Origin of the sequence: Novosphingobium sp. 1529, from assembly GCF_040544855.1 — a bacterium.
Lineage (GTDB): Bacteria > Pseudomonadota > Alphaproteobacteria > Sphingomonadales > Sphingomonadaceae > Novosphingobium > Novosphingobium capsulatum.
Window position 1 is genome coordinate 517,845 of the sequence record NZ_JBEPKW010000003.1, and the last position, 24,219, is coordinate 542,063.

A 24,219-nucleotide genomic window follows, 5' to 3' on the forward strand; every position below is an offset into this window, starting at 1 on the left:
TCAGAAGGACGTCTCGCCCAGGCCGCGCGGCCGGGCGAAGGGATGGGAGGAGGAGAGGCCGGCATCGACGACCAGGGCATGGCCGTTGACGTAGCTGGCCTCGTCGGACGCGAGGAATGCGACCGCGGTGGCGATCTCGATGGGCTGGCCGCCGCGCTTGAGCGGGTTTAGTTGGCCCAGCTGGTCGCTTTTGCCCTTGGCACGGGCGCGTTCGTAGAATGACTGGGTCATGCCCGTCTCGATCAGGCCAGGGCACACCGCATTGACGCGAATGCCCGATCCGCTGAGCTGCTGTGCCGCGGTCTGCACAAGATTGATCACCCCCGCCTTGGATGCGGAGTATGCCGGGCCACCCGCGCCGGCCCGCAGCCCTGCGACCGAGGCGGTACAGATGATCGCACCGGCGGTTCCGGCATCGAGCATGGCCTTGGCGCCATGCTTGATCGCAAGGAACGGACCGATCAGGTTGACCTGCAGCAGGGCCTGCCAATCCTCCGCCGACTGGTCGAAGATGCCGGCCATGCCGCCGCTGATCCCGGCGTTGGCAAAGATCACATCGATTCCGCCATGCGTCTGGATTGCGGCGGCGATCATCGCGATGACATCGCCTTCATTGCCCGCGTCCCCGCGCATCGCGGTAATCGCGGAATGGGCGGCAGCCGTCGCTTCCACGCCATCGGAAAGGTCGACCGCCAAAACCCTTGCGCCTTGTTCGGCAAACAGGATGGCCGCGGCGCGGCCAATTCCCGATGCCGCGCCGGTGACGAGGACACTCTTGCCGGCAAACCGCGCGTTCACAGGCCGCCCCGGATAGTCGTGCCACCGTCAACGACAATGCCCTGGCCGGTGACATAGGCGCCGGCTTTCGAAGCGAGGAAGACCGCCGCGCCCGCGATCTCGTCGGGCTCGCCAATGCGGCCGAGCGGGGTGACGCGCTTGAGCGCGGCCTCTGCCTCCGGGTCTTCCCACAGCGCCTTGGCAAAGTCGGTGCGGATCACCCCGGGTGCGATGGCGTTGACGCGCACGTTGTGCCTGCCAAATTCGATCGCAAGGTTGCGGACCAGCTGGAAATCGGCGGCCTTGGACACGTTGTAGGCGCCGATCACGTCGGACCCGATCAGCCCGCCGATCGAGGAGACGATCACGATCGCGCCGTTCTCGCGCTCGATCATTTCGGGCACGACCATGTTGACCAGCCAGTGATTGGCCAACACGTTGTTGTCGAAGATCTTGCGGAACTGCTCGTCGGTGATCCCCGCCATGGGCCCGTAATAGGGGTTGGAGGCCGCGTTGCAGACGAGGATGTCGATCTTGCCGAACCGCTGGCGCGTTTCCGAGACCAGCGCCTGCAGCATCGCCTTGTCAGAGATGCTGGCAGCGATGGCGATGGCGCGTTCCTCGCCATGCGTGGCGTTGATGGCGTTGGCAACTTCCTCGCAAGCCTGCTGCTTGCGGCTGGAGATCACCACCTTGGCACCGGCATCGGCATAAGCCTCGGCGATGGCGCGGCCAATGCCGCGCGACGATCCGGTGATGATCGCGACTTTGCCGGTCAGATCGAACAAGTCCATGTTTATCGCTCTCCTTATGCGGTGGCGCCGGCCTGGCGTGCTTGTGCCCAGGCGGCCTGGGCCAGCGGCCGCAATTTGGCGACGGCTTCTGCGGCCCTGCTGCTCGAGGCATTGCCATCGATCAGACGCTTCTTGATGCCCTGGACGATGCCGACCAGGCGGAACAGGTTGTAGGCAAAATACCAATGCAGATCGGGCAAGGCGTCTCGCCCGCTTGCCGCGCAATAGCGGTCGACCATGGCACCAAGCGGGGGCAGCCCTTCGGCCGCGAGATCGAGGCCGGCGAGCCCCGACCGCCCGTCACGCGGCATCGCCCAGTTCATCGCGAAATACGTGAAGTCGGCCAGCGGATCGCCGATCGTGGTCAGCTCCCAATCGAGCACCGCTGCCACCTTGGGGGCAGTGGGGACATAGATCAGGTTGTCGATCCGGTAGTCGCCGTGGATGATCGCGGTGCGGGTCTGCGCGGGCACTGTACGCGGCAGCCAATCGATCAGCTTGTCCACCTCGGCAATGTCGTCCGTCTGCGCGGCGCGATACTGCTTGGTCCAGCGCTGGATCTGCCGCTCGAAATAGTTGCCCGGCGGTCCGAAATCACCGAGCCCGACGGCCTGGTGATCGATCGCGTGAAGCGCCGCCAGCGTATCGACCATCGCCTCGTAATAGGCATGGCGATCGGGCTTGGGGATATCGGGCAGCGTGCCATCCCACAGCGTGCGGCCCTCCACCAGTTCCATCAGGTAGAAGGCGGCACCGATCACGCTCTCGTCCTCGCACAGCGCAATCGGACGGGGCACGGGAAATCCGGTTGGGGAAAGGGCCGAGATCAGGCGAAATTCACGGTCGACCGCATGGGCCGACGGCAGCAACTGGCCAAACGGCTTGCGCCGCAGCACGAAATTTCCGGCCGAGGTTTCGATGCGGTAGGTGGGGTTGGACTGCCCGCCGGCAAACTTCTCCACCGCGCGCAGCTCGGCAGAGGTGGCCTGTTTCAGCCATCCCGCCAGCTTGTCCTGGTCGAGATCGCTCATCGCGCGGCGTCACGGTATTTGCCGAGTTCCGCGCGGGCGATGGCGCGGGCGTGCACCTCGTCAGGGCCGTCGGCAAGGCGCAGCGTGCGGATGTTGGCCCAGTCTGCCGCCAGCTGGAAATCGCCCGAGACGCCAGCGCCGCCATGGGCCTGCACGGCATCGTCGATGATTTTCAGGGCCATCATCGGCGCCTGCACCTTGATCATCGCGATCTCGTTGCGGGCGGCCTTGTTGCCGGCGCGGTCCATCATGTCGGCCGCCTTGAGGCATAGCAGCCGCGTCATCTCGATGTCGATGCGGGCACGGGCGACGCGTTCCTCCCACACACTGTGTTCGGAGAGGCGCTTGCCGAACGCGGTGCGCGATACCAGCCGCCTGGCCATGGCCTCCAGCGCCTCCTCGGCGGCGCCGATCGTGCGCATGCAGTGATGAATGCGGCCCGGCCCGAGCCTTCCCTGGGCAATCTCAAAGCCGCGGCCCTCGCCCAGCAGCAGGTTTTCCGCCGGCACGCGCACGTCGGTCAGCGTAACCTCGGCATGGCCGTGGGGGGCGTGGTCATAGCCATAAACCGACAACAGCCTCTCGACCTTCACGCCGGGCGTATCGACATCGACCAGGATCATCGCCTGCTGGCTGTGCGCGGGGGCATCGGGATCGGTCTTGCCCATCACGATCGCCAGCTTGGCGCGCGGGTCGCCCATGCCAGACGACCACCACTTGCGCCCGTTGATCACATAATGATCGCCGTCACGCCGGATCGAGGTGCGGATGTTGGTCGCGTCGGACGAGGCGACCTCGGGCTCGGTCATCAGGAACGCCGAGCGGATGGTGCCCTCCATCAGCGGCTTGAGCCAGCGATCCTTCTGCGCCCGCGTGCCATAGCGGTGCAGCACTTCCATGTTGCCGGTGTCGGGCGCCGAGCAGTTGAACACTTCCGAAGCCCAGCCAATGCGCCCCATCTCTTCGGCGCAGAGCGCATATTCAAGATTGCTGAGCTGCGTTCCCTCGAACACGAAGCTGTCGTCCACATGGCTATGGCCCGACGCCGGCGGCATGAACAGGTTCCACAGCCCGGCAGCCTTGGCCTTTGGCTTGAGCGCCTCGATCGTTTGTGATGGCGTCCAGCGATCGCCGGTGTTCACCTCCGCCCCATAGGCTTCGACCTGCGGCCTGACGTGCGCAGCGATAAAATCGCGCACCGCGCCTTGGAAGTGCCGCTCACGTTCGGTGAAGGTGAAATTCATGGATCCTCTCCAGAGGCTGGCCGACTCAAGGGCCATACCCTAAGTTCTAATTATGCCTGACCATGACGCATCTCTGCAGACCTGTCCAGCATGACTCGACAAGCAAAACGAGATATATTGCGTAAAATCGGCACGGCTCGTCGCTTTGTCAAAACTGACCCGATATTCGAATCGCAGTTTGGGGCGGTGCAATCTGTGGGTCGACAGCCGCGGCGCGAGTGGCGATAAGGCATGCATGTGCGACACCATCCCCCCCATGCCTGGCGCGGAAACCGGCGCTGCCTTGGTCGATAGCGCGACCCGCTTTGACAGGCAGAAGCAGCGCATCGTCGATGCGGCGACGGCGCTGTTGAACGACAAGGGCATGCGCGGGATGACGCTGTCTGACGTGGCGACCGAGCTGGGCCTGAGCACGACCAGCGTGACCTACTACTTCCGTCGCAAGGAGCAGCTGCTGACGGCGGTGTTCGAAGACACGCTCGGCCGGCTGGCGGCGATGGTGGATGCAGCGCAGGCAGAGGCGACGCCCCGCGCGCGCGTTGCCCGCTACGTCGAACTGCATTTCGAGCACTTTGCGGGAACCCTGCGTCAGTCGGAGCGGCCGCTGGCAAACCTTTCCGAAATTCGCTCGATGGACGAGCCGGCGCGATCATCGCTGATCGAGCAATATCGCGGCACGCTGCGGGCGATCCGCAGTTTCTTTGGCCCGGCCCGCGATGCCTCGCACCGCGACGTGCTGATCGCGCGCGCGCACATCCTCAACGAGGCGCTGCTATGGCAGCGCACATGGCTCGGGCAGTTCGCGATCGGGGACATGCCCAATGTCCGGCAGCGTTTTTTCCGGATTCTCGACGGCGGTATCCTCACGCCCGGCACGGCCTGGGACGTTCGCGTGTTCACGCCGGGGGCGGTAACCGATGCGGGCGACCAGGAAAGCTTCCTGCGCGTGGCAACGCGTTTCATCAATGCCACCGGCTATCGCGGCGCGTCCGTCAAGCGGATCATGGCGGAATTCAATCGCACCAAGGGCAGCTTCTACCATCATCTCGATTCCAAGGATGATCTGGTCGTCGCGTGCTGGCGGGCCAGCCACCGTCGCCTGGCCGATTTGCAGACCAGGGCCAGGGCCGAGCAGGCATCGGCGTGGAAGCGGCTTTCCGCTACGGTGCAGTCGGCGCTGCAGTTGCAGTTTGCCGACGAGTTCCCGCTGCTGCGCGTGACGGCCTATCAGGCGATGCCGCCTGCGGTCCGCGCGCTGGCGCTGCGCTATGCCCAGCGCACGGCGCTCGGCATGATGGGCGAACTGGTGGAGGGCATGGCCGAAGGCGCCGTTCGCCTGGTCGATCCGTTCATTGCCGCACAGTTTCTGCTGGCGGCCATCAACGCGGCTTACGATCTGCAGGGGTGGCGCAAGGATCGCTCGCTGGCCGTGGTGATGGACGCCTACAAGTCGGTATTGGGCAACGGCTTGTTCGCCCCGGAGTGAGGGGAGGGCATTTTCCGCGCCGCTCGGCTGGCTTGTATAATATAGTCAGGGCTATAATACCTGCGGCCATGTCGCAATCGCTGGGCAACACTGCATGACCGAGTCCGGGCCCCTGGTGCTGGTCGTCGAGGACGAGCAGAAAATCGCTGACATCATCCGGGCCTATTTCGAGCGCGAGGGCTACCGCGTGGTCCGCGCCGCCGATGGGGAGGAAGGCGTCCAGAACCACTACCGGCTGGCCCCGGACCTCGTCATCCTCGATGTTAAGCTGCCCAAGCTCGATGGGTTTCAGGCCTTGGCGCGGATGCGCGCGCATTCCGACACGCCGATCATCATGGTAACCGCGCTGGGCGAGGATTACGAACGGCTCGCGGGGTTGCGCATCGGGGCAGACGACTATGTCGTCAAGCCGTTCAATCCGGCCGAACTGGTGGCGAGGTCTGCCGCCGTGCTGCGCCGGGCAAGGTCGCAAAGTGTGCCGCAGCGGCTGCGGATCGGGGTGATCGAGATCGATTGCGATGCGCATCTCGTGTCGGTTTCCGCAGGCGAGGGGCCGCGCCGCCTGATCGAGACGACCATCACGCAATTTCGCTTGCTCGAATATCTCGCCCGCGCGAGCCCGCGGGTGGTCGGTCGCGGCGCGCTGCTCGATGCCTGCCTGCCGGAAGGAGAGGCGCTTGAACGGACCGTCGACAGCCACCTGTCGAAATTGCGGCGCAAGCTGGAGATGGCCGGGGCCGGTGACGTGCTCGAAAGCGTGCGCGGCGTCGGCTATCGATTGTCGGCGCGATGATGTGGCGCACGCTGCGCCTGCGCACGCAACTGGCGGCGGCGATGATCCTGGCCATCCTGCTGGCCATCCTGTTCGGCTATGTCGGGCTCAATCTCTTCGCGCGATGGCAAGAGCAGATGATGCTCAATGCACTCGATCCGGTTGCGCGCCAGACGCTGATGGAGGTCAACGCCGGGGGAAGGCCGCCGGCGGCAGCCGCTGTCGCGCTCTACAAGGAACGGGTGCGGATCGCGCAGACCATCGACCACGAACAAAGCGTGCTGCTGATCGGATTGGCTGCGCTGGCATCGATGTTCGGCATCGCGGTTGGCCTGGCGCTGGCCACCCGCCTGGCCCGCCCGATCGAGGCAGTGAGCCACGCGGCGCGCGCGATCACCTCGGGCGATCTATCGGCGCGGGCGGCCGAAGGGCCGCCTGGCGCGGGCGAGCTACGGCAATTGCTGTCTGATTTCAACAGTATGGCCGAGGCGCTGGAAGCCTATGACCGTGATCTGCGCGAAGGCTCTGCGGCCATCGCGCACGAGTTGCGCACCCCGCTGACGATCTTGCGCGGGCGGCTGCAAGGCCAGCTGGATGGCGTGTTTGCCACCGATGGTCCCGCGATCGCGGCGCTAATCCAGGAGGTGGATCTGCTCGCGCGCATCGTTGAGGATTTGCAGACGCTCAGCCTGGCCAATACCGGCCGTCTCGAACTGAATGTGCGTTTGGCCGATATGGCGCTGCTCGCCGCCACGCACCTGCACGCCCTCGAGCCGATCCTGGCCACGGCCGGTATGCGCCTGGAAACGCGCCTCGCGCCGACCCTGGCCGAGATGGATGAGCAACGGCTGGGACAGGTCCTGCTCGCGCTTGTCGACAACGCCCGCCGGCATGCCGCAACAGGTGGGGTGGTCGAAGTCGAAACGAAAATTGACGGCGCCAGCGCCTTGCTGATCATTACCGATCGTGGTCCCGGTCTGCCGTCGCACGAGCCCGATCAGGTTTTTCGCCGCTTTTGGCGGGGTGAACCGTCGCGCAGCCGGGTGCACGGAGGCAGTGGCCTTGGCCTCGCAGTGGTGAAAGCGGTTGTCGAGGCGCACGGCGGGACAGTCCTGGCAGGCGACCGCCCGGATGGTGGCGCGGTGTTCCACGTACAGTTGCCGCGGCAGCAAAGGCGGGGCAAAGCCTGATACGCTGCCCCGCCGTGGCCAAACCGGCAGGACCTCAGCTGTCGTAACCGGGCAAGCGGCGATCGAGCTGGCGCAGGAAACCCGGCCAAGCCAGCATCGCCGATTTTGCGCGTCCGGTACTCACCTGCTGCCGCACTTCTTCCTGCGCAGCGGCCGGCGCGAGCATCACCTTGTCCCGCCCGATCGACAGCGCAGCCACCTGCTGGGCACATGCCTTTTCAAGGTAATACATGCCGAGCCACGCCTCTGCCGCCGTTTCTCCCACCGCAAGCGTGCCATGGTTGCGCAGGATCATGGTCTTCTTGTCCCCCAGGTCGGCGACGATCCGCTCGCGCTCCTCAAGATTGAGCGCGATCCCTTCATACCCGTGGTAGCTGATCGAGGGCAGCGCGATGAGCGCATGCTGCGTCAGTGGCAGAAGCCCCTCGCTATGGGTGGACACGGCAACGCCGTGATCGGAGTGGAGGTGCATGACGAACCGGGCGTCTTCGCGCGCGCCGTGGATCGCCGAATGGATCGTGAAGCCGGCCGGGTTGACCTTGTATGGCGTCGGCTCGATGATCTTGCCATCCAGATCGATCTTGACCAGCGACGAGGCCGTGATCTCTTCGAAAAACATCCCATAGGGATTGATCAGGAAGTGGTGATCATCCCCGGGCAGTCGCGCCGAAATGTGGGTATAGATCGCGTCATCCCAGCCGTGCAGGGCGACAAGCCGATAGAGCGCGGCCAGCTCTACGCGGATCTGCCATTCCTGCGATGCGGTATCGGTCTGTGCGGCTGTCCGGTCTGCCGGGGCGAGCGTGTCCATTTCAGTTCTCCTGTCCATCAATCGCTATCGTTATTGCAACCGCGGCGCTGATCCCGGCTGGGCCTCGCCGCGCCCAGTTTCCGGGCCGCTATGCGTAGTGCGCATGCTACCGCACCGGCTTGACCCAATCAATAGCGATAGCTATTAATATGAGCGCCCGCCGCTTTGCCGGCCCGGAACCGCATTTCACAGGGTCAAGATGGCCGAGGCGCTGGGGCAGGGGCGGTGTTTGGCCACAGCAAAGGACAGCGATAGCATGGGGCTGGGTAACGCAGCGCGGATAATGCCGCGCGAGGACGCGATCGATCCCGATCTGCCGATCATCGATCCGCACCATCATCTTTGGCAGGATCATCCCGAAAGCCACTATGCGGCAAAGGCGGTGCATCCGTTCAACGATATCTTTGTCCAAGACCCTGTGTATCTGCGCGACGAGTTCGTGGCGGACTTGCGCACCGGCCATAACATCATCGCCACGGTCTATGTCGAATGCGGCGCATTCTACCACGAACACGGATCGGAGAACGATCGCGCGCTGGGTGAGATCGAACGGGTCGTGGAAATCGCGCAGGTATGCGCGGGCGATCCTTGGGGAGGCCAGCCGTGCGCGGCGATCGTGGGCTATGTCGATCTGACCAGCGATGATGCCGCTGCGGCGCTGGCGCGCGCGAAAGCGGCCGGCGCGGGCAAGCTGCGCGGAATCCGCAACATCGGCCCGCATGACGACGAACGCGTACTCGGCCCGGTCGCCCCAGCGCCCCGTGGGCTCTATGGCAGCGACGCCTTTCGGCGCGGCTTTGCCGCATTGGCCGAGGCAGACCTCTCGTTCGATGCCTGGGTATTCGCGCCGCAGATCGGGGAAGTGACGGACCTCGCCCGTGCGTTTCCGCACGTGCCGATCATGCTGGATCACGTTGGCACGCCGCTGGGAATCGCCCGGCATCGCGGCACGCTGGCAGCGACCTTTCCCGATTGGCAACGCGCCATCCGGGAACTGGCGACCTGCCCCAACGTCTACGTCAAGTTGGGCGGGCTGGGCATGCCCTTCACGATGCTCGACGGCCTCGGGCCTACGCAACGCGTTGGCTCTGAGACTCTCGCGCGCCTGTGGCAGCCCTATATCGAAAGCTGCATCGAAGCCTTTGGGCCGGACCGTGCGCTGTTCGAAAGCAACTTCCCGGTCGACCGCTGGGGCGCAGACTATGTCGAAATCTGGAACGCGTTCAAACGTCTGACGCGGTCCGCCTCGGCAGACGAGAAATCGTGGCTGTTCGCGCGCTCTGCTGCCAAATTCTATCGTCTCGACGTTCCCATCACCTGACATACCGTCGACCGCCAGGAACGGTCCTGTTGCGCGCCCAAATAAGAAGGCCTGCCCCGGCATGCGGTCGGAGCAGGCCTTCTCGCGACGGCGGTCTGCGCGCCTGCGTATCAGGCGGGGATCACGCCAGCCGCAGGCAGAACCGCTTCTGCACCGGTTCGGTCACTTTCCAGGTTCCGGTGAACCCTGCCTCGACCATGAAGGCATCCCCGGCCTTGACGCTGACCGTCTCGCCGCCATCCGCAGTCAGTTCGATCGCGCCTGCGATCAGATAGATATATTCGTGATAGGGCGTGTTCTCGGAATGCCAGGTGCCGGTGGTGGAATGCCAGGTCCCGGTCACCATGGTCTTGTCTGCCGTCTGGAATTCGAGCCACGTCTTCATCGTGGGAGACCCTTCGACAGGTTTCCAGTTGTCAGACGGGTTGGGATTGAAGAGCCCGGTTTCCGGGGCCGAAATTGCAACGCTCATATCGCATCCTTTTCATACGTGCTTGGGCAGGTTGATTTGGAATTGTGGGAGAAATTATTCAGCGCGGCGCTGCGCAGGTTTACCCCTGGCTGGCGTAACCGAGCACGGCTTTAACCTCGACGAACTCGTGGAAGCCGAAATCGCCCCATTCGCGGCCATTGCCGCTGCGCTTGTAGCCGCCGAACGGCGCCATCAGATCGCGGGCGCCATTGATCGATACCTGGCCCGCACGCATCCTGGCTGCCACCTTGCGCGCCGTGTCAATATCTGCCCCGCTGACATAGGCGGCGAGCCCATATTCGGTGTCGTTGCCGATTTCGATTGCCTCGTCGAGCGTCTGGTAGACCATGATCGACAGGACGGGACCGAAGATTTCCTCCCGCGCGATGGTCATGTCAGGCGTCACGTTGGCGAACACCGTGGGCTGGACATAATAGCCGTTGTCCAGGCCTTCGGGGCGCGCGACCCCGCCGGCGACCAGCGTGGCGCCTTCATCGATGCCTGACTGGATAAGCCCGCGAATCTTGTCGAACTGGGCCTGCGAGGCAACGGGGCCGATCTGGGCGTTGCCATCAGGCGGCCCGACCGTGATGCTGCTTGCGGCAGCCCGCGCACTCTCGATCGCTTCGGCCATGCGCGCGGCCGGCACGAGCATGCGCGACGGCGCATTGCAGGACTGGCCGGAGTTGATCATCATGCCCTGCACGCCGCCGGCAACGCTTTGCGGCAGATAGGCATCGTCGAGCACGATGTGCGGGCTCTTGCCGCCCAGTTCCTGCGCCACCCGCTTGACGGTTGCGGCAGCGTTGCGCGCCACTTCGATGCCTGCCCGCGTCGATCCGGTGAACGACACCATGTCGACTTCGGGATGCGAGGAAAGCGGCACGCCCACACCAATGCCGTCGCCATGAACCAGGTTGAACACACCAGCGGGAAGCCCGGCGGCCTCCAGGATCTCGGTGAAGATCTGCGCGGAAAAGGGTGCGATCTCCGATGGCTTGAGCACCATGGTGCAGCCTGTGGCAATGGCCGGCGCCACTTTGCAGGTGATCTGGTTGAGCGGCCAGTTCCACGGCGTGATCAGCCCGCATACCCCGATCGGCTCGCGCGCGATCAACGTCTGCCCGCGCTCCTGCGTGAATGGAAACGTCTTGAGAATTTCCAGTGCGGTGGCGAGGTGTGCCAGCCCGATCTGCACCTGGGCATTGCGCGCCAGCGAGACCGGCGCACCCATTTCCTCGGTCACGGCTGCGGCAAGATCGTCGGCGCGCTTCTGGTATTCCGCCAGAATGCTGCCCAGGATGGCGAGCCGGTCTTCCCGGCTGGTGGCAGACCAGCCAGGAAAAGCGCGCCGCGCTGCGTGAACGGCCTTGTCGACGTCGGCAGCGGTGCCCAGCGCAATACGGCCGGCGACAGCCTCGGTCGCGGGATTGAGGACATCGAGGGTCTCTTGGCCTGCCGGTTCAACCCATTGGCCGTCGATGTAAAATCGTGTGTACTCGCGCATGTCGGCTCCTCTCAAATCGGCGTGCCCGCGGTTCATCCGAACCAGGCGGGGGTGGTTGTGTATAGAGTAGCTATAAATATCGTTGTTGGTCGTGCCGGCGCTGCGACGGCAAGGCGTTGTGCAGTCAGGAAGCTGGCACCAGGCGAAGCGGAAAGCGCTCCATCTGGCCCATGGCGTGCGCCGGAATCCATTGCGGCGCTGCCGTTCCGGGGGTGAGCGTCAGGCCGCGGGCCATTACCGCGTCGAGCAGCACTTCGATCAGCATCACGGCCACATACCGGCCAGGGCAAATGTGCTGGCCACCGCCGAACGTCGTGCTGCCCTTGCGCGAGCGATCGAGGTCGAAGCGCAGCGGGTCGGCCACAGCCGCTGGGTCGAAGCCGCCGATGCCCCACATCAGCGAGACGATCGCGCCGCGGGGAATGCGAACACCCGCGAAGATGACCTCCTCCATCGCCCAGCGGGGCAGGTGGATCACGGGCGGCTCGATGCGCAATGCTTCGAAGATGGCACTGGTCACAAGTTGCCGGTCAGCAACCACCCGCGCCAGGGCGTCTGGATTTTTCAGCAGCGCGAACAGCGTGTTGGCGGCGGCAAGAGCCGCGGTATGAAAACCGTCGATCAGGTTGCCGGCCAGCATGGCGCCAACATCGCGCGGAACGATTCCCGCCTCGTCGGGATCGTCCGGCAGGTCGATCCGCCGGAGGTCGTCGGCCAAGGCAACGACGAAGAGATTCTCGCCCCGACGAAGGCTGCGCTCGGCCGCTGCCCTGATCACGCGCCAATATCCGCGCATGGCGTTGTCGAGCACGATGTAGTCTTCGGCGTTGCGGTTGAAGTGAAAAAGCCGGGTCAGGTCCTGCGTATAGGCCTGCATCGCCACGATTTCGTCAGCGTCCATCTCCAGCATGCGGCCCCAGAACCCGCAGGTGAGCCGTTCGGCGACGTCGCTCATGACGTCTATCTCGCCAAAAGGCGCAAGATCATCGAGGATTTGCTGTACGGTTTCCTCCGCCACCGGCCGCATCGCGCTCACCTCTCTGGGGCCGAGGCGGGAAACCAGCGCCTTGCGCACCGGCCGATGGATCGGCGGATTGGCGGTGAAGACCTGGTTTGCCACCACGCGCGCGACTTCGGCACCCAATGGCGGCGTGGGATCGTCCATCCGCGTGAGCGATTCGCCAAACAGCACCCCGGCGGGAACGTTGCCGATCTGGGGCAGGGCGCCCAGTTTCTGCAAATCCGCATTGCGGAAAACCGCCAGGTTCCCGTCCTGGTCCTGAAGGAAACGAGGCTCCGGGCCGGCAAAAACGCGCTCTGCAAAGGGGCGGATGCTATCGCGGCCGCCGGTGAAACCGAACTCGGCAAGCGTTCCCAGGCTTCCGATCTCGACACTGTCCATTCGTCGCATCCCTTCTCGTCAAGCGCAGCGGCAGAGTAGCGCATGCAGCCGACATAAACAATAGTCTGGACTATTCTATTGGCTGCGGTATCTGTGCATCTGGATGGAGCGAATCGTGCCTTTGAGAGGCGCTTTCGGCGGCGCGTTTCGCGCAAGGAGGGCTCATGAGCGATCAGACCGAAAAGCAGGCAAGAAACCAGCTGGCAGAGGCTTACCGACGGGTTGTGGACCTCGGCCTGACCGAGCTGTCTTCGGGAAACCTGAGTGTCCGTTTCGGTAATGGCATGCTTATTTCACCGGCGGGCGCTGATGGCGACAATATTTGCGAAGAGAGCATTGTCTATGTCAACGCATCGGGGGACTGGGACAAAAGTCTCAATCCGTCGAGCGAGTGGCAGTTGCATGCCGGCATATATCGCAACGATGTCAATACCACAGCAATCGTGCACACGCACTCCGACAATTGTGTTGCGGTGTCGTGCCATTGCCATTCGTTGCCGCCGTTTCACTACCTTGTCGGCTTGTTCGGTGGGGACGACGTTCCGTGCGTGCCGTATTCGACCTTTGGCAGCGAAACGCTGGCGCAAGATGTCTCGCACGCGCTGATCGACCGCTACGCCTGCCTCATGGCCAACCACGGCATGACCGCGCGCGGGCCTTCGATGCCCATTGCGATGATGTTCGCCCATCGGCTCGAGATCCTTTGCCGGCAATATCTCCTGGCGCAGCAGTTGGGTGAGCCAAACCACCTGTCGGCCGAAGATATGGATGCGTTTCGAGAAAAGATCTCGAAGATTTCCTACGGACGATAGGGTATATCTTCTTCAGGCGGAATTTTCCGTAACCGACTGAAAATCATATACGCCGCTGGCTTTTGCTGAAAGCTGATAGGTGCGTGATTTTATTATGTCGATCGTAGCGGATGATTTCTGTCGCTTCGTTGCAAATGGGGTTGGCCTGATTCGATATTTCCGACCTTTACGGAAAGCGAATTGACAATCTCGCAAGCTCAAAATTACATAGTCCACACTATCATTGTCGAGGTTTCTATGGATCGTACTGCCGATCGCGATCTCAAGGCTCGCGCACTCAAGGTCATTCCCAACGGCATGTATGGCCACGAGGCGGTGCATGCGCTGCCTGCCACGTTCCCGCAGTTTTTCGAGCGAGCGGAAGGCGCATACATCTGGGATGCCGATGGCAACCGCTATCTTGATTTCATGTGCGCCTATGGGCCGAGCTTGCTGGGGTATCGGGATCAGCGGGTGGACGCGGCGGCCGCTGCGCAGGCGGCAAAAGGCGACACCATGACCGGACCATCGCCGGTGATGGTCGATCTTGCCGAAGCACTGGTTTCGATGGTGACCCATGCGGACTGGGCGATGTTCTGCAAGAACGGCACGGATGCCACCAGCATGGCGATGGTCGCCGCCCGCGCGCAAACCGGCAAACGGATCGTGCTCCTGGCCAAAGGCGCCTATCATGGCGCGGCGCCCTGGTGCACGCCCAATCCCGTTGGCGTCGTGGCCGAAGATCGCGCCATGCTGCGCTATTACGAATACAACAATGCCGAGAGCCTCGAGGCCGCGGTTCGCGATGCCGGCGAAGACCTGGCCGCTATTTTCGCCACGCCGTTCAAGCACGATGCCTTTTTCGACCAGGCGCTGCCCGATCCGGTCTATGCGCGCCGGGCACGGGAGCTGTGCGACGAAACCGGGGCGATGCTGGTTGTCGATGATGTGCGCGCCGGTTTCCGGCTGGCGCGGGATTGCAGTTGGTCGCTTGTCGGCGTGCAGCCCGATCTGAGCTGCTGGGGCAAGGCCGTGGCGAACGGACAGCCCTTGTCCATCCTGCTGGGATCGGATCGCTGCCGCAAGGGCGCTGGCTCGATCTACGTCACCGGCTCCTATTGGTTCGCGGCCGTGCCGATGGCAGCCTCGCTCGAGACGCTGCGCATCATCCGCGAGAGCGATTACCTTGAACAGATGATCCGCATGGGTGACCGGCTGCGGGCCGGGTTGGCCAGCGCTGCCGAGCGGCACGGGTTCGGCCTGCGCCAGACGGGGCCGTCGCAAATGCCGATCATGCTGTTCGACGACGATCCCGATCTGCGCGTCGGCTTTGCCTGGGCAGAAGAGATGCTGCAGCGCGGTGTCTATATTCATCCCTGGCATAACATGTTCATCGCCGCCTGCATGACGGAAGCTGACATCGATATGGCGGTTGCTGCGGCGGATGGGGCGTTTGCCGCGACCCGGGGGCGCATGGCCGAGTTGCAACCTTCGCCGGTGATCCTGGCAATGGCAGCAGCGAAAGCTGCGGAAGAACTCCAGGCCCTGGCCTGAACGCATGCTGCGAGGAACAACCATGGACCAGTCGATTGATCTTCTCACTGTCGGCCTGCTGACAGTCGATATCGCGGTGCGGCCGGTGAACGAGTTGCCGCCGATCGATAGCGGCATGTTGGTGGAATCGATCCTGCTCTCCCCTGCGGGAACGGCCGGCGGGGCTGCCATGGTCGCCGCAAAGCTCGGGCTGAAGGTCGCCCTTGCATCGGCAATCGGTGACGATCTGCAGGGAGTGGCGGTTCGCCATGGCCTGGAAAAGGCCGGGGTTGATCTTCGTTTCCTCGTCACCAACGAGCAGTTTCCCACCTCCTCGACGGTGCTTCCCGTGCGCAGCATCGGCCAACGTTCGACCTATCATATGGTCGGCGCGAGCATGGTCACGCCCCTGCATGAGGACCTGGCAGCGGCGCTGCCCCAGATCCGGGCCATTCATTGGGGAGCGGTAAACTTCCCTGGCATTGGAGAACAGGCCGTCGCGATCCTGAAGGCGGCAAAGGCGGCGGGCGCGTTCGTGACCTGCGATCTTGTTTCCCCGCGTGAGGGGACGATGGAGGATCTTGCCCGCATCCTGCCTTATGTCGATCTCTTCATGCCGAGCCTTGCCGAAGTGCTGCACCTGCACGGCAATGACGATCTGCGCGCGGCAGCCGATCGGTTCATTGCAATGGGCGCGGGGGGATGCGTCTTCAAGCTTGGCCACGAAGGCGCCATCCTGTTGAAGCCGGATTACGCGGTGCAGGTGCCCGCTTTGCCCATCGATCCTGTCGACACGACAACCTGCGGCGATTCCTTCTGCGTGGGGTTCCATGCCGGGCGGCTGCGCGGCCTTGATGAAGAAGCGTCGCTTTGTTTCGCGACGGCAACCGCGGCGCAAGTGGCGATGGGCTTGGGCACTGTCGGCGCGCTGTCCAGCTTTGACGAAACCATGGCGCTGTCGCGGAGTGTTGGCGCGTCTTCCTAGCGATTGCTGGATATTGCCCGGCACTGCGGATAGTGGATCAGGAGGTAATCTGAAAGTTCAAGGAACAGCGATGGCACGGCCGAGAAGAGCAAAGAGCGGGAGCGACCAGGATGTCGAACTCAATACCAAGCTCGCGCCGTCGCAGGATCGCTCCAAGGTCACGTTTGAAATCATTCTCAAGGTCGCCGGCGAGTTGCTTGGCGAGGTGGGCATCGAACGTCTTTCGACCAATATGATCTGCGAGCGTGCGGGACTGACCCCGCCTGCGCTTTATCGTTATTTCCCAAACAAGTATGCCATTCTCAGGGAGATGGGCGATCGGGCGATGAAGGCCGAGGATCGTGTCGTGTTCCGCTCGATCGCGACCGGGCAGCTCGGTTTCGATGGTCCGCTCGAGCAGGTTGTCGAACATCGCCTGGATCTTTTGACGAAGGTGCGGCGGGCAGCGCGCAGAGTTCCGGGCGGCGAATGGATCTTGCGGGTCATGCGGGCGGTGCCTGTCTTGCAAGAGGTGCGGATCGGCTCGACGCAGGCTGTTTCCGACGTGCTCTTTGCCAAGCTCCACGCGCAATATCCCGGCGTGGACGAAACGCGGTTGAGAGCCGCGACCCTGCTGAGCACGGCGCTGGGCAGTGCGACGAATGATCTGATCTCCGACATGCCCGAGTGGGGCGAGGAGATCGGGCGCGAGTACGCGAACATGGTCAGTCTCTATTATCGCAACCTGCTGGGTGTGACCGTCGAGGCAGCAGCAGGCGACGAGAAGGCAAGTTGACCCAGGGCGGCGGTGGGCTTTGCGCGCCACCCGATGGCTATACTGTGTTGCCGATGCCGACGGAGCGAAGTTTGGAATAATAGTACCTTGACCTTGCAAAAAGGAGCGGCACGGTGACAGCAGATAGCCAGGCGAACGCGGGGCGAAGCGCCTCCAGCCGGGGCGCAATGGCAGCGGCGCTCTTGATCGGTACGGTCGGGCTCGTCATTGCCGGCGTCCAGCCGGTTTTCTTCGGGGCGCTGCTCGCCGCTGACCGTCTTTCGGCGGCCCAGGTGGGCCATGTCGCGGCAGCCGAACTCGTCTCGATCGGCATAGGCGTCGTCATTGCCGAGTCGTTTCTCGAGCGCGTTTCGGTCTGGCTCTCCACGCTCGTTGCCCTGGCGCTGGTCGCGTCGCTCAATCTCGCAACGGTTTGGACCAGCGGCTTGGGCGTTCTTTTCGTGCGTGGGCTGGTCGGCCTGTCGGCGGGTGTGCTGGTGTGGATGACCACCGGCGTCATTGTCCGCTCCGCGCGCCCTACGGCGTTGTCGGCTGCGTTTCTGTTGACCCAGGCGATCGTTCAGTTCGCAACCTCCACCGGCCTTGCCATCGCCGCTCCCAATGCCCGCGATGGCGTGCCGGTAACGATCGCCGTCCTGGCGGTCGTCGCGATGCTGCTGGTTCCATTGCTGCCCAAGCGCTTGAATCCGCTGCCGCGTGATCCCGCGCAGGTATCGGGTCTGCCCCCGCTGCGGGGGTGGGTTGTCCTGGCGGCGTCGCTCTTGATCCAAAGCTGCATCGTTGGGGCATGGGTCTATTTCGAGCCGCTTGGCCGCCAGGCCGGCATGACACCGCAGCAGGTTGCGTTTGCGGTGCCGGCGTCGCTGGGGGCGCAGGTGGTGGGCGGCTTTGCCGCGATATTTCTTGCCCGGCGCCTGCCCTGGTTTGTCTCGCTGATCGTCTCGAGCATCGCATTGAGCGCCGTGCTGTTCATTTTGTCCACTCCGCCAGGGGCCACGGCCTTCTTCGTGCTCGAAACGCTGTTTGGTGCGGTATGGATTTTCATCACCCCATTCCTGACGCCCTTGTCGATCGAAAACGACCCGACGCGCCGCACGGCACTGTTGGTCCCGTCCGCGGTCCTGGTCGGATCAGGGTTGGGGCCGCTCGCTGCATCCACGCTGGCTGATGATGCCAGTGCGGGCCGCGTGCTTCAGCTGTGCGCATTGCTGGCCATTGGCGCGACTCTGCTCATCGTCGGTCTCTATGTGACGCGATCACGCGTCGCAGGCGGCCAGGCCGCACCCCATGCATGATCGTCAGGCAGGTCGAAAGCGGCCGAAAATAACGATTGCATAGACTATCATAATATAAGGGATTCGGCAGTGCTCGGGGCTGCTTTTCAGCAGCGTCGCGGGCCTGTGCCACAGCGTCACCGATCCTGCAGCGATCATTCGTGATTCGATTCGCCAAATTTGTGGTGACATCGCCAGGGCGCGCCAGTCTGGCAGCGAGCCTGCAATCCGCAGTGATCATACTATAGTGCTGTAAATACGCACAAAAAGTGGCGATTCTACAGCGATCGAGTCGCCCTTTTGCCGGGTTTGGACGCGCCATCGGCGGTCCTGCTCAAATCGGGGCGACGGCGATAATTGCTGCGTTTGGGCACCGGGAAGGCGATACGGGATAGCTGGATTTTCGGCGGTCTTGTGCGGGTTGCGATGGGTCCAGTCACGCTAAATCCACCGCCCCATTATTCCCCTATTGCCAAGGTATGTCGAACATGTTTCAATAGCACTAGCTATCGCAATGAGGCCGCATTCGCCCACTGCGAAAAGGCCACGGTCCACAACAAAATATGAGGGGGGCTTATGTCCGAGCAGTTGCTAAATCGAACGCTGTTGATGACGAGCGCGATGATGGTTCTGGGATATGCTGGAAGCGCTGCCGCCCAGGCGGCCCCTGCGACCACGGCGGTAGCCGTGGCCCCGGATTCCAACCAGGTCGGTGTGATCGTGGTCACAGCGCAGCGCCGAAACGAAGATATTCAGAAGGTGCCGGTATCCGTCCAGGCGCTGTCCGGCCAGGACCTCCAGTCGATTGGCGTCAAGAGCACCGAGGATATCGCCCAGGCGACCCCGAACCTCATGATCCAGAGCCCCATGGGGGTCGGCAATCAGCCTTTGATCAGTATTCGCGGCATTGGCCTCAATGACTTTGACAGCAACAACGCTGGCCCCAACGGCGTCTATATTGACGATGTCTATATCAGCGCGCCCTCGGCGCAGAGCTTTGCGATTTTCGATCTCGACCAGGTGCAGGTGCTCAAGGGGCCGCAGGGCACGCTCTATGGGCGCAATACCAGCGGCGGCGCCCTGCTGTTCACGTCGAAAAAGCCGACCGACCAGCTGACGGCCGACGTCCATATCGAGCAGGGCAACTATAACACCACGTTTGTCACCGGCGCGGTCGGCGGGCCGATTACGGACAATCTCAGTGCGCGCATTGCGGTCGTCTACAATCATTCCGATGGCTTCATGCACAACGACTTCTACGGCATTTCCGCCAATGGCACGAACAGCAAGGCCGTGCGCGCACAGTTGCTGTGGAAGCCGACGCCGAACCTGAAAATCCTGCTTAGCTCGACCGCCGGCCTGGTCAACAACGTGCCCAACGAATATCGCCATATCGGCACGTTGAAGCCTGGCACGCAAAGCGATCCGGCGCCGGTGGTGTGCTCGGTCACCGATGCCTATGCCGGCAACTGCGTCGATATGTTCGGCTTCGGCACGCCGTCCAACTTCTATCGCGGCCAATACAACCGCACCCAGTATCTGCGGAACCTCAATCTCAACGAAACCGCCCGGATCGACTACGACCTCGGCCGCGTGACGTTGACCTCGATTTCGGCCTTTCAACACAACGACAAATACTTCCCCGAGGACAGCGACGCCAACCCGGCCAATCTGGTCGAAGCGACATTTGGCGTGAAAACCAACACCTACACCGAGGAATTGCGTGCGGCGTACACCTCCGCAAAATTCAACTGGGTGTTCGGCCTGTACTACCTCCACGAAGATCTCCGGCAGGATCAACCGCTTGATCTCTTCATCGATGGTGATCTCTACGGCGGCTTCGGCATTCCGGCCGGCGCCGGCAATTTCGATGGCATCGCTCAGCGTGCCTATGACCACAGCCATCAGAAAACCGATTCCGTGGCTGCGTTCGGCCAAGCCGACTATACGCTGGGCAACGTGACGTTCACGCTTGGGGGCCGGCTGACTCACGAACGCAAGACGTTCGAGTATGACGCGTCGCGGCAATACCAGTCCGGCGGTCGCGGCAATTTCGGCCCGCTGGAAGGGTTCATTTCTTCGGACCAGACCCAGACCAACACCAACGCCACCTGGCGCGCTGCGGTCAGCTATCGCCCGACCGATGCGATCCTGACTTATGCCAGCGTCGCAACCGGTTTCAAAAGCGGTGTGTTCAACGGCAGCTTCCTGAGCAGCGACCCCGAGCAAGCGCTGTTTCAGCTGCAGCCGGTCAAGCCCGAGCGGGTGACAGCCTATGAAATCGGGGCGAAGACGAGCTGGTTTGATCGCCGGCTGATCTTCAACGTTGCCCTGTTCTACAACGACTATATCGACGAGCAGATCTTCGCGCAGGTTCCGCAGACCGTGAACACCGCGGCCGGGCCGATCCAACAGATCACACAGGTTCTGGCCAATGCCCACAAGGCACGTACCGAGGGCGTCGAGGTGGAACTGACCGCCGCCCCTGTTCGCGGCTTGACCTTCACCCTGGCGCCGGCGTGGCTCAATGCCAAGATCATCAGCGCAGGCTTGCCGATGTTCGAGGGCGCCACGCCGCTCGATGGCAATCGTCTTGCCAATGCGCCCCGGTTCAGCTTTTCCGGAACCGCCAGCTACAAGATTCCGCTCGACGCGTTGAATGGGGATCTCAATTTCCGCTGGAATTCAAGTTATCGCAGCTTCCAGTATTTCGACTCGACCAACGACCCCTATATCACCCAGAGCGGGTACTGGATTCATAACCTGAACATCGTTTACCAGAACAAGCATGGCTTCGATATCGGTGCTTATGTCCGCAACGTTGCCAACAAGAAGTACGCGATCGGCGCGGCCGACCAGACGGCGCCGTTCGGGATGATTACGCAGACGGTCGGGGCGCCGCGCACCTATGGCGTGCAGGTTTCGTTCCATTATTGACCATCGTTGCAAGCATGGGTCGGCCAGGACGTGTGATCCCGCCGGCCCATGCGTGATGGATCTTTTGCAGGAGTGTTCGGCACGATGCCCTGGATGGCTGTTCGCGCTGCTGCGCTGATCGTGGCTGCCTTTGCGGCAGGAGCGCCGGCGGGCGCACAGGTATGGCGGGCGAGTTGGACGGCATCACCCGCGCCGTCGTTGCAGGCGGGCCCGGGTGTTCCGCCGGAAGTCGTTAGTCCGGTCATCGCGAACCAGACGATCGTTCAGGTCATCCGCCTGAGCGCGGGTGGCGATGCGGTTCGCCTCCGCCTGTCCAACGAGTTCGGTGCGGCGCCGTTGCACATTGGTCGCGTGACGGTTCGCCTGCTCGATGCGGCAGGGGCGAAGACGGTTGGCGAGCCGCGGGTGGTGACCGCCAATGGCAACGCCGACTTTACCGTGGCGCCCGGATCACCGCTGGTCAGCGATGCCATCGCGATCCGCGTTCCCGCGCGCGCCCAGCTCAGCGTGGCGATATACGTCGCAGACGAGAAGGTCGCATGCACGTGCCACGCCGATGGGCAGGCCTATACGCTGCTCTCGCCACCCGGCGATTACACCACGCGTGCGTTTACCCCGGCGTCCCGCTCTCCGGCGCGCCCGTTCTTGACGGCGGTCGAGGTGCAGGGCCCACCGGGCCGGGTAATCGCGGCATTGGGGGACTCGATCACCGACGGCTATATGTCGACCCCCGGCGCCGACCGACGGTGGCCAGACTTTTTCGCCGCGAGACTGCATGGCACGGCGGACCTTGCGTCTGCGGCGGTGGTCAACGTGGGGATCAGCGGCAATCGCGTCCTTGCGCCTGATCCTGTGGCGATCTTCGGGGTTCCAGCCCTGGCGCGGCTCGATCGGGATGTGTTTGCCATGACCGGGGTTACCGACCTGATCGTGTTGGAGGGTATCAACGATATCGGCAGCGCGCCCGAAACGCCGGCCGCCGCGCTGATCGCGGCCTATCAACAGATCACCGCGCGGGCCCACGCCCATGGGATCAAGGTTCACCTGGCGACCATACCGCCGTTCGAAGGCGCCGACTATTATTCCGAGGCGGGCGAAGCGACGCGGCAGGCGGTGAACGCCTGGATCAGAAACAACCCCGGCGATGGCCCCGTGATCGATTTCGACGCGGTTATACGCGACCCGCTTCGTCCCAAGAGGATGCGAACGGATCTGCAGTCGGGCGACTGGCTACATCCCAACGATGCGGGCTACCAGGCGATGGCCGATGCCATCGCAATAGACATGTTTCGGAAATAGTGGACAAGCCCGGCGCGGCGATCGATCCGCGCCGGGCTCGCGGCCTTATTCGGCAGCCTCGATCAGCCTGGCAACACGGCGGCGGGCCAGCACGGCGCCCTTGTCGATCGGCAGCATCTTTGGCCCCAGCGACCACAGGTCCGGCGTTCCCATCTGCCGCTGGACCTTCTCGATCATCGGTTTGTCCTCGACCTGGAAAGCGTGGATCAGCTGTTCGCGCAGGACAGCGTTGAACGCGGCGTCATCGATCAGGAAATTGCGCGTGTTGCAGCTGAAATAGTGCGTGCTGGTCAGCGTTTCGGGCGTCATGTTGTGCAGGTTGAGCGTGTCGATGCCGCGCTCGGGCTTGCCCACCGGATGCCCGCCAGCGCGCAGGACCATCAGCGCCGGCGCATACCAATCCACCTCGGTCCACAGTTTGGCCGGCGATTCCAGGTTGAAGGCCGGCGGCGCATCGTCGCTGTCCGAACGCCAGGCGATGGAGAAGTGATCGGCATGTTCTTCCACTGTCGACTTGGCCCGTGTGTTGAACCCGCTGCCCAGGCTGCTGGCGTGCAGATAATCGGCGTGGCTCAGATCGAGGATATTGTCGGCGAGCAGTTCGTAGTTGGCCTGGACCGCGGTGTGCAGGCGCAACTGTGCCGTTTCCGGCGCGGCATCGATAAAGGAAAGATCGGGCAGCAGGTTTTCGTCCGGCTCTTGTTGGCCGACCCAGATCCACACCGCCTTATGCCGCTCCAGCACCGGGAAACTGGCGACCGCAAGCGTCGAGGTCGCCGCGCCGTGCGGGTTGCGGACGCATTGGCCGGCGGTATTGAACACCAGGCCGTGATAGGGGCACGCGATGGTGTCGCCTTCCCGCTTGCCTTCGCTGAGCGGCGCAAAGCGGTGGGGGCAGCGATTGTCGAGCACGGCCATCTTGCCGGCGTCGGTGCGGAAGGCGACCATGGGAATATCCAGCACCGTGCGGGTCAGCACGGCACCATCGGCAATTTCATCGGCCCAGGCGAACTGATACCAGCGGTTTTGAACAAAGCGAGCCATCACGTCATCTCCACTGCTGCGTTGGGTGCCGTGTGATCGGCCACGATCGTGCGCTCCTCGACCACGAACAGCGCTTCCTGCCGGCGGTCCAGCAGGCCAGAAAGGTGTGATTGGGGTTCCTCGATCACCGCGCGATAGGCATCGATCGCGCGCCACGTGTCATCACTGTCGAACCACAGGCTTTCCACCCCGGCAAAGGGGCTGAGCGGCGCATTGGCGATGAAGTTGGCGGGAAGGTTGGCGTCGGCCTCTCCCGCGATGCTGATGCTGCGGGTCATGCGCCGGAGGAACGGGGCAAGGGCCGGATGATCGGCGATGCGGCCGGCTTCCTGCGCCCAGGCCTGGGCAAACGCGGCAGGCGGCGACGCGTGGTTGCTGGCAATGAACCGCATGAGCTTGAGTGGGGCGGCGCCCGGCGCGCGCACGCCAACCTCCTGAGTCCGGGTGGCCAGCAGGATGATGGCACTGTGGCAGACGAAGTTGAGCTCGTCGGGCTGGATGGTTTCGCGGTAATAGGGATCAGCGATCGAACGGGCAAACGCTGCCCCGTCGGGAAAGCTGATCTCGCTGAACGAGTCAAAATCAGGCCCGGCCACCCATCCTGCCGCATGGGTGCCATAGACTGCATCGAGAACGTGATTCTGGATGTAGCTCGTCATGTAGCCGGGGTTATGCGCCACCGTTGCACCATGAACCTGCTCGGCATAGCGGGAATAGTCGCGGTGAGTCATTCCCGCGCGGCGGCGCCCGCCGATGATCATCTTCAGCATCACG

At 63.3% G+C, this 24,219-nt stretch carries 21 protein-coding genes; 11 read left to right on the plus strand and 10 right to left on the minus strand.

All coding sequences use genetic code 11. The annotated features are described in order from the left end of the window. The 4 genes from ABIC78_RS10140 to ABIC78_RS10155 are packed head-to-tail and all read right to left on the minus strand — an operon-like array spanning position 1 to position 3,846. Entirely contained in the window at positions 1-798 is a 798-nt protein-coding gene (locus tag ABIC78_RS10140) for an SDR family NAD(P)-dependent oxidoreductase (RefSeq protein ID WP_354489409.1), read from the minus strand. After that, a complete protein-coding gene (locus tag ABIC78_RS10145) occupies positions 795-1,571 on the minus strand; it encodes an SDR family NAD(P)-dependent oxidoreductase (protein WP_022677727.1) in 777 nt (258 codons plus the stop codon). Before ABIC78_RS10145 ends, ABIC78_RS10140 begins: the two co-directional genes overlap by 4 nt. A 14-nt stretch (positions 1,572-1,585) precedes the next feature. Beyond that, on the minus strand, positions 1,586-2,602 hold the full coding sequence (locus ABIC78_RS10150; RefSeq protein WP_354489411.1) for a phosphotransferase family protein: 1,017 nt from the start codon (positions 2,600-2,602) through the stop codon (positions 1,586-1,588). Further along, positions 2,599-3,846: an acyl-CoA dehydrogenase family protein gene (locus ABIC78_RS10155; RefSeq protein WP_022677725.1), complete on the minus strand. Its 1,248-nt coding sequence runs from the start codon at positions 3,844-3,846 to the stop codon at positions 2,599-2,601. The genes ABIC78_RS10150 and ABIC78_RS10155 overlap by 4 nt, the downstream gene beginning before the upstream one ends. Positions 3,847-4,081: 235 nt before the next feature. Here ABIC78_RS10155 and ABIC78_RS10160 point away from each other — a divergent pair, with 235 nt between their 5' ends. From ABIC78_RS10160 to ABIC78_RS10170, 3 genes are all read left to right on the plus strand, one after another. Further along, positions 4,082-5,332 carry a TetR/AcrR family transcriptional regulator gene (locus ABIC78_RS10160; protein WP_327196008.1) on the plus strand — a complete coding sequence of 417 codons (1,251 nt, stop codon included), beginning with the start codon at positions 4,082-4,084 and terminating at the stop codon, positions 5,330-5,332. A gap of 94 nt (positions 5,333-5,426) precedes the next feature. Then, positions 5,427-6,125, plus strand: a complete 699-nt coding sequence (locus ABIC78_RS10165; protein ID WP_082350005.1) for a response regulator — start codon at positions 5,427-5,429, stop codon at positions 6,123-6,125. Further along, positions 6,122-7,294 carry an ATP-binding protein gene (locus ABIC78_RS10170; RefSeq protein WP_354489414.1) on the plus strand — a complete coding sequence of 391 codons (1,173 nt, stop codon included), beginning with the start codon at positions 6,122-6,124 and terminating at the stop codon, positions 7,292-7,294. The genes ABIC78_RS10165 and ABIC78_RS10170 overlap by 4 nt, the downstream gene beginning before the upstream one ends. 34 nt (positions 7,295-7,328) lie before the next feature. Here ABIC78_RS10170 and ABIC78_RS10175 read toward each other — a convergent pair whose 3' ends face one another. Continuing rightward, positions 7,329-8,105 (minus strand): class II aldolase/adducin family protein, encoded by a 777-nt coding sequence (locus tag ABIC78_RS10175; RefSeq protein ID WP_169048505.1) that lies wholly within the window; start codon positions 8,103-8,105, stop codon positions 7,329-7,331. 256 nt (positions 8,106-8,361) lie between these two features. On the opposite strand from ABIC78_RS10175, the gene ABIC78_RS10180 reads away from it, so the two are divergent. Beyond that, positions 8,362-9,426, plus strand: coding sequence for an amidohydrolase family protein (locus ABIC78_RS10180; RefSeq protein WP_354489416.1), 1,065 nt, complete (start codon positions 8,362-8,364; stop codon positions 9,424-9,426). A 121-nt stretch (positions 9,427-9,547) separates the two neighbouring features. On the opposite strand, the gene ABIC78_RS10185 is transcribed toward ABIC78_RS10180, so the two are convergent. From ABIC78_RS10185 to ABIC78_RS10195, 3 genes are all read right to left on the minus strand, one after another. Further along, entirely contained in the window at positions 9,548-9,898 is a 351-nt protein-coding gene (locus ABIC78_RS10185; RefSeq protein ID WP_022677720.1) for a cupin domain-containing protein, read from the minus strand. A 79-nt stretch (positions 9,899-9,977) separates the two neighbouring features. Then, entirely contained in the window at positions 9,978-11,405 is a 1,428-nt protein-coding gene (locus ABIC78_RS10190) for an aldehyde dehydrogenase family protein (RefSeq protein ID WP_354489419.1), read from the minus strand. 124 nt (positions 11,406-11,529) lie between these two features. Continuing rightward, entirely contained in the window at positions 11,530-12,807 is a 1,278-nt protein-coding gene (locus tag ABIC78_RS10195; protein WP_354489421.1) for a cytochrome P450, read from the minus strand. Positions 12,808-12,971: 164 nt separating this feature from the next. Here ABIC78_RS10195 and ABIC78_RS10200 point away from each other — a divergent pair, with 164 nt between their 5' ends. From ABIC78_RS10200 to ABIC78_RS10230, 7 genes are all read left to right on the plus strand, one after another. After that, a complete protein-coding gene (locus ABIC78_RS10200) occupies positions 12,972-13,619 on the plus strand; it encodes a class II aldolase/adducin family protein (RefSeq protein ID WP_171798690.1) in 648 nt (215 codons plus the stop codon). Between the two features lie 237 nt (positions 13,620-13,856). Further along, complete coding sequence (locus tag ABIC78_RS10205) at positions 13,857-15,152, plus strand: aminotransferase class III-fold pyridoxal phosphate-dependent enzyme (RefSeq protein WP_354489424.1); 1,296 nt, start codon at positions 13,857-13,859, stop codon at positions 15,150-15,152. A 22-nt stretch (positions 15,153-15,174) separates the two neighbouring features. Beyond that, a complete protein-coding gene (locus tag ABIC78_RS10210; RefSeq protein ID WP_354489426.1) occupies positions 15,175-16,116 on the plus strand; it encodes a carbohydrate kinase family protein in 942 nt (313 codons plus the stop codon). A gap of 70 nt (positions 16,117-16,186) precedes the next feature. Next, entirely contained in the window at positions 16,187-16,891 is a 705-nt protein-coding gene (locus ABIC78_RS10215; protein WP_354489427.1) for a TetR/AcrR family transcriptional regulator, read from the plus strand. Between the two features lie 167 nt (positions 16,892-17,058). Next, complete coding sequence (locus tag ABIC78_RS10220; RefSeq protein WP_354489429.1) at positions 17,059-18,186, plus strand: MFS transporter; 1,128 nt, start codon at positions 17,059-17,061, stop codon at positions 18,184-18,186. A 555-nt stretch (positions 18,187-18,741) separates the two neighbouring features. Further along, positions 18,742-21,102 carry a TonB-dependent receptor gene (locus ABIC78_RS10225; RefSeq protein ID WP_354489431.1) on the plus strand — a complete coding sequence of 787 codons (2,361 nt, stop codon included), beginning with the start codon at positions 18,742-18,744 and terminating at the stop codon, positions 21,100-21,102. Positions 21,103-21,186: 84 nt separating this feature from the next. Further along, entirely contained in the window at positions 21,187-22,401 is a 1,215-nt protein-coding gene (locus ABIC78_RS10230) for an SGNH/GDSL hydrolase family protein (RefSeq protein WP_183610800.1), read from the plus strand. A gap of 45 nt (positions 22,402-22,446) precedes the next feature. Here the strand turns inward: ABIC78_RS10230 and ABIC78_RS10235 are convergent, their stop codons facing one another. Both ABIC78_RS10235 and ABIC78_RS10240 read right to left on the minus strand, forming a co-directional pair. Beyond that, positions 22,447-23,445, minus strand: a complete 999-nt coding sequence (locus ABIC78_RS10235; protein ID WP_028658239.1) for a Rieske 2Fe-2S domain-containing protein — start codon at positions 23,443-23,445, stop codon at positions 22,447-22,449. Beyond that, positions 23,445-24,215 (minus strand): EthD domain-containing protein, encoded by a 771-nt coding sequence (locus ABIC78_RS10240; RefSeq protein WP_171794778.1) that lies wholly within the window; start codon positions 24,213-24,215, stop codon positions 23,445-23,447. The genes ABIC78_RS10235 and ABIC78_RS10240 overlap by 1 nt, the downstream gene beginning before the upstream one ends. Positions 24,216-24,219: the final 4 nt, after the last annotated feature.

Excerpts from the sequence above, each read along its gene's own strand:
- ABIC78_RS10145 (WP_022677727.1), bottom strand. The coding sequence starts at position 1,571 with ATGGACTTGTTCGATCTGACCGGCAAAGTCGCGATCATCACCGGATCG.
- ABIC78_RS10150 (WP_354489411.1), bottom strand. The coding sequence starts at position 2,602 with ATGAGCGATCTCGACCAGGACAAGCTGGCGGGATGGCTGAAACAGGCC.
- ABIC78_RS10155 (WP_022677725.1), bottom strand. The coding sequence starts at position 3,846 with ATGAATTTCACCTTCACCGAACGTGAGCGGCACTTCCAAGGCGCGGTG.
- ABIC78_RS10160 (WP_327196008.1), top strand. The coding sequence starts at position 4,082 with ATGTGCGACACCATCCCCCCCATGCCTGGCGCGGAAACCGGCGCTGCC.
- ABIC78_RS10165 (WP_082350005.1), top strand. The coding sequence starts at position 5,427 with ATGACCGAGTCCGGGCCCCTGGTGCTGGTCGTCGAGGACGAGCAGAAA.
- ABIC78_RS10170 (WP_354489414.1), top strand. The coding sequence starts at position 6,122 with ATGATGTGGCGCACGCTGCGCCTGCGCACGCAACTGGCGGCGGCGATG.
- ABIC78_RS10175 (WP_169048505.1), bottom strand. The coding sequence starts at position 8,105 with ATGGACACGCTCGCCCCGGCAGACCGGACAGCCGCACAGACCGATACC.
- ABIC78_RS10180 (WP_354489416.1), top strand. The coding sequence starts at position 8,362 with ATGGGGCTGGGTAACGCAGCGCGGATAATGCCGCGCGAGGACGCGATC.
- ABIC78_RS10185 (WP_022677720.1), bottom strand. The coding sequence starts at position 9,898 with ATGAGCGTTGCAATTTCGGCCCCGGAAACCGGGCTCTTCAATCCCAAC.
- ABIC78_RS10190 (WP_354489419.1), bottom strand. The coding sequence starts at position 11,405 with ATGCGCGAGTACACACGATTTTACATCGACGGCCAATGGGTTGAACCG.
- ABIC78_RS10195 (WP_354489421.1), bottom strand. The coding sequence starts at position 12,807 with ATGGACAGTGTCGAGATCGGAAGCCTGGGAACGCTTGCCGAGTTCGGT.
- ABIC78_RS10200 (WP_171798690.1), top strand. The coding sequence starts at position 12,972 with ATGAGCGATCAGACCGAAAAGCAGGCAAGAAACCAGCTGGCAGAGGCT.
- ABIC78_RS10205 (WP_354489424.1), top strand. The coding sequence starts at position 13,857 with ATGGATCGTACTGCCGATCGCGATCTCAAGGCTCGCGCACTCAAGGTC.
- ABIC78_RS10210 (WP_354489426.1), top strand. The coding sequence starts at position 15,175 with ATGGACCAGTCGATTGATCTTCTCACTGTCGGCCTGCTGACAGTCGAT.
- ABIC78_RS10215 (WP_354489427.1), top strand. The coding sequence starts at position 16,187 with ATGGCACGGCCGAGAAGAGCAAAGAGCGGGAGCGACCAGGATGTCGAA.
- ABIC78_RS10220 (WP_354489429.1), top strand. The coding sequence starts at position 17,059 with ATGGCAGCGGCGCTCTTGATCGGTACGGTCGGGCTCGTCATTGCCGGC.
- ABIC78_RS10225 (WP_354489431.1), top strand. The coding sequence starts at position 18,742 with ATGTCCGAGCAGTTGCTAAATCGAACGCTGTTGATGACGAGCGCGATG.
- ABIC78_RS10230 (WP_183610800.1), top strand. The coding sequence starts at position 21,187 with ATGCCCTGGATGGCTGTTCGCGCTGCTGCGCTGATCGTGGCTGCCTTT.
- ABIC78_RS10235 (WP_028658239.1), bottom strand. The coding sequence starts at position 23,445 with ATGGCTCGCTTTGTTCAAAACCGCTGGTATCAGTTCGCCTGGGCCGAT.
- ABIC78_RS10240 (WP_171794778.1), bottom strand. The coding sequence starts at position 24,215 with ATGCTGAAGATGATCATCGGCGGGCGCCGCCGCGCGGGAATGACTCAC.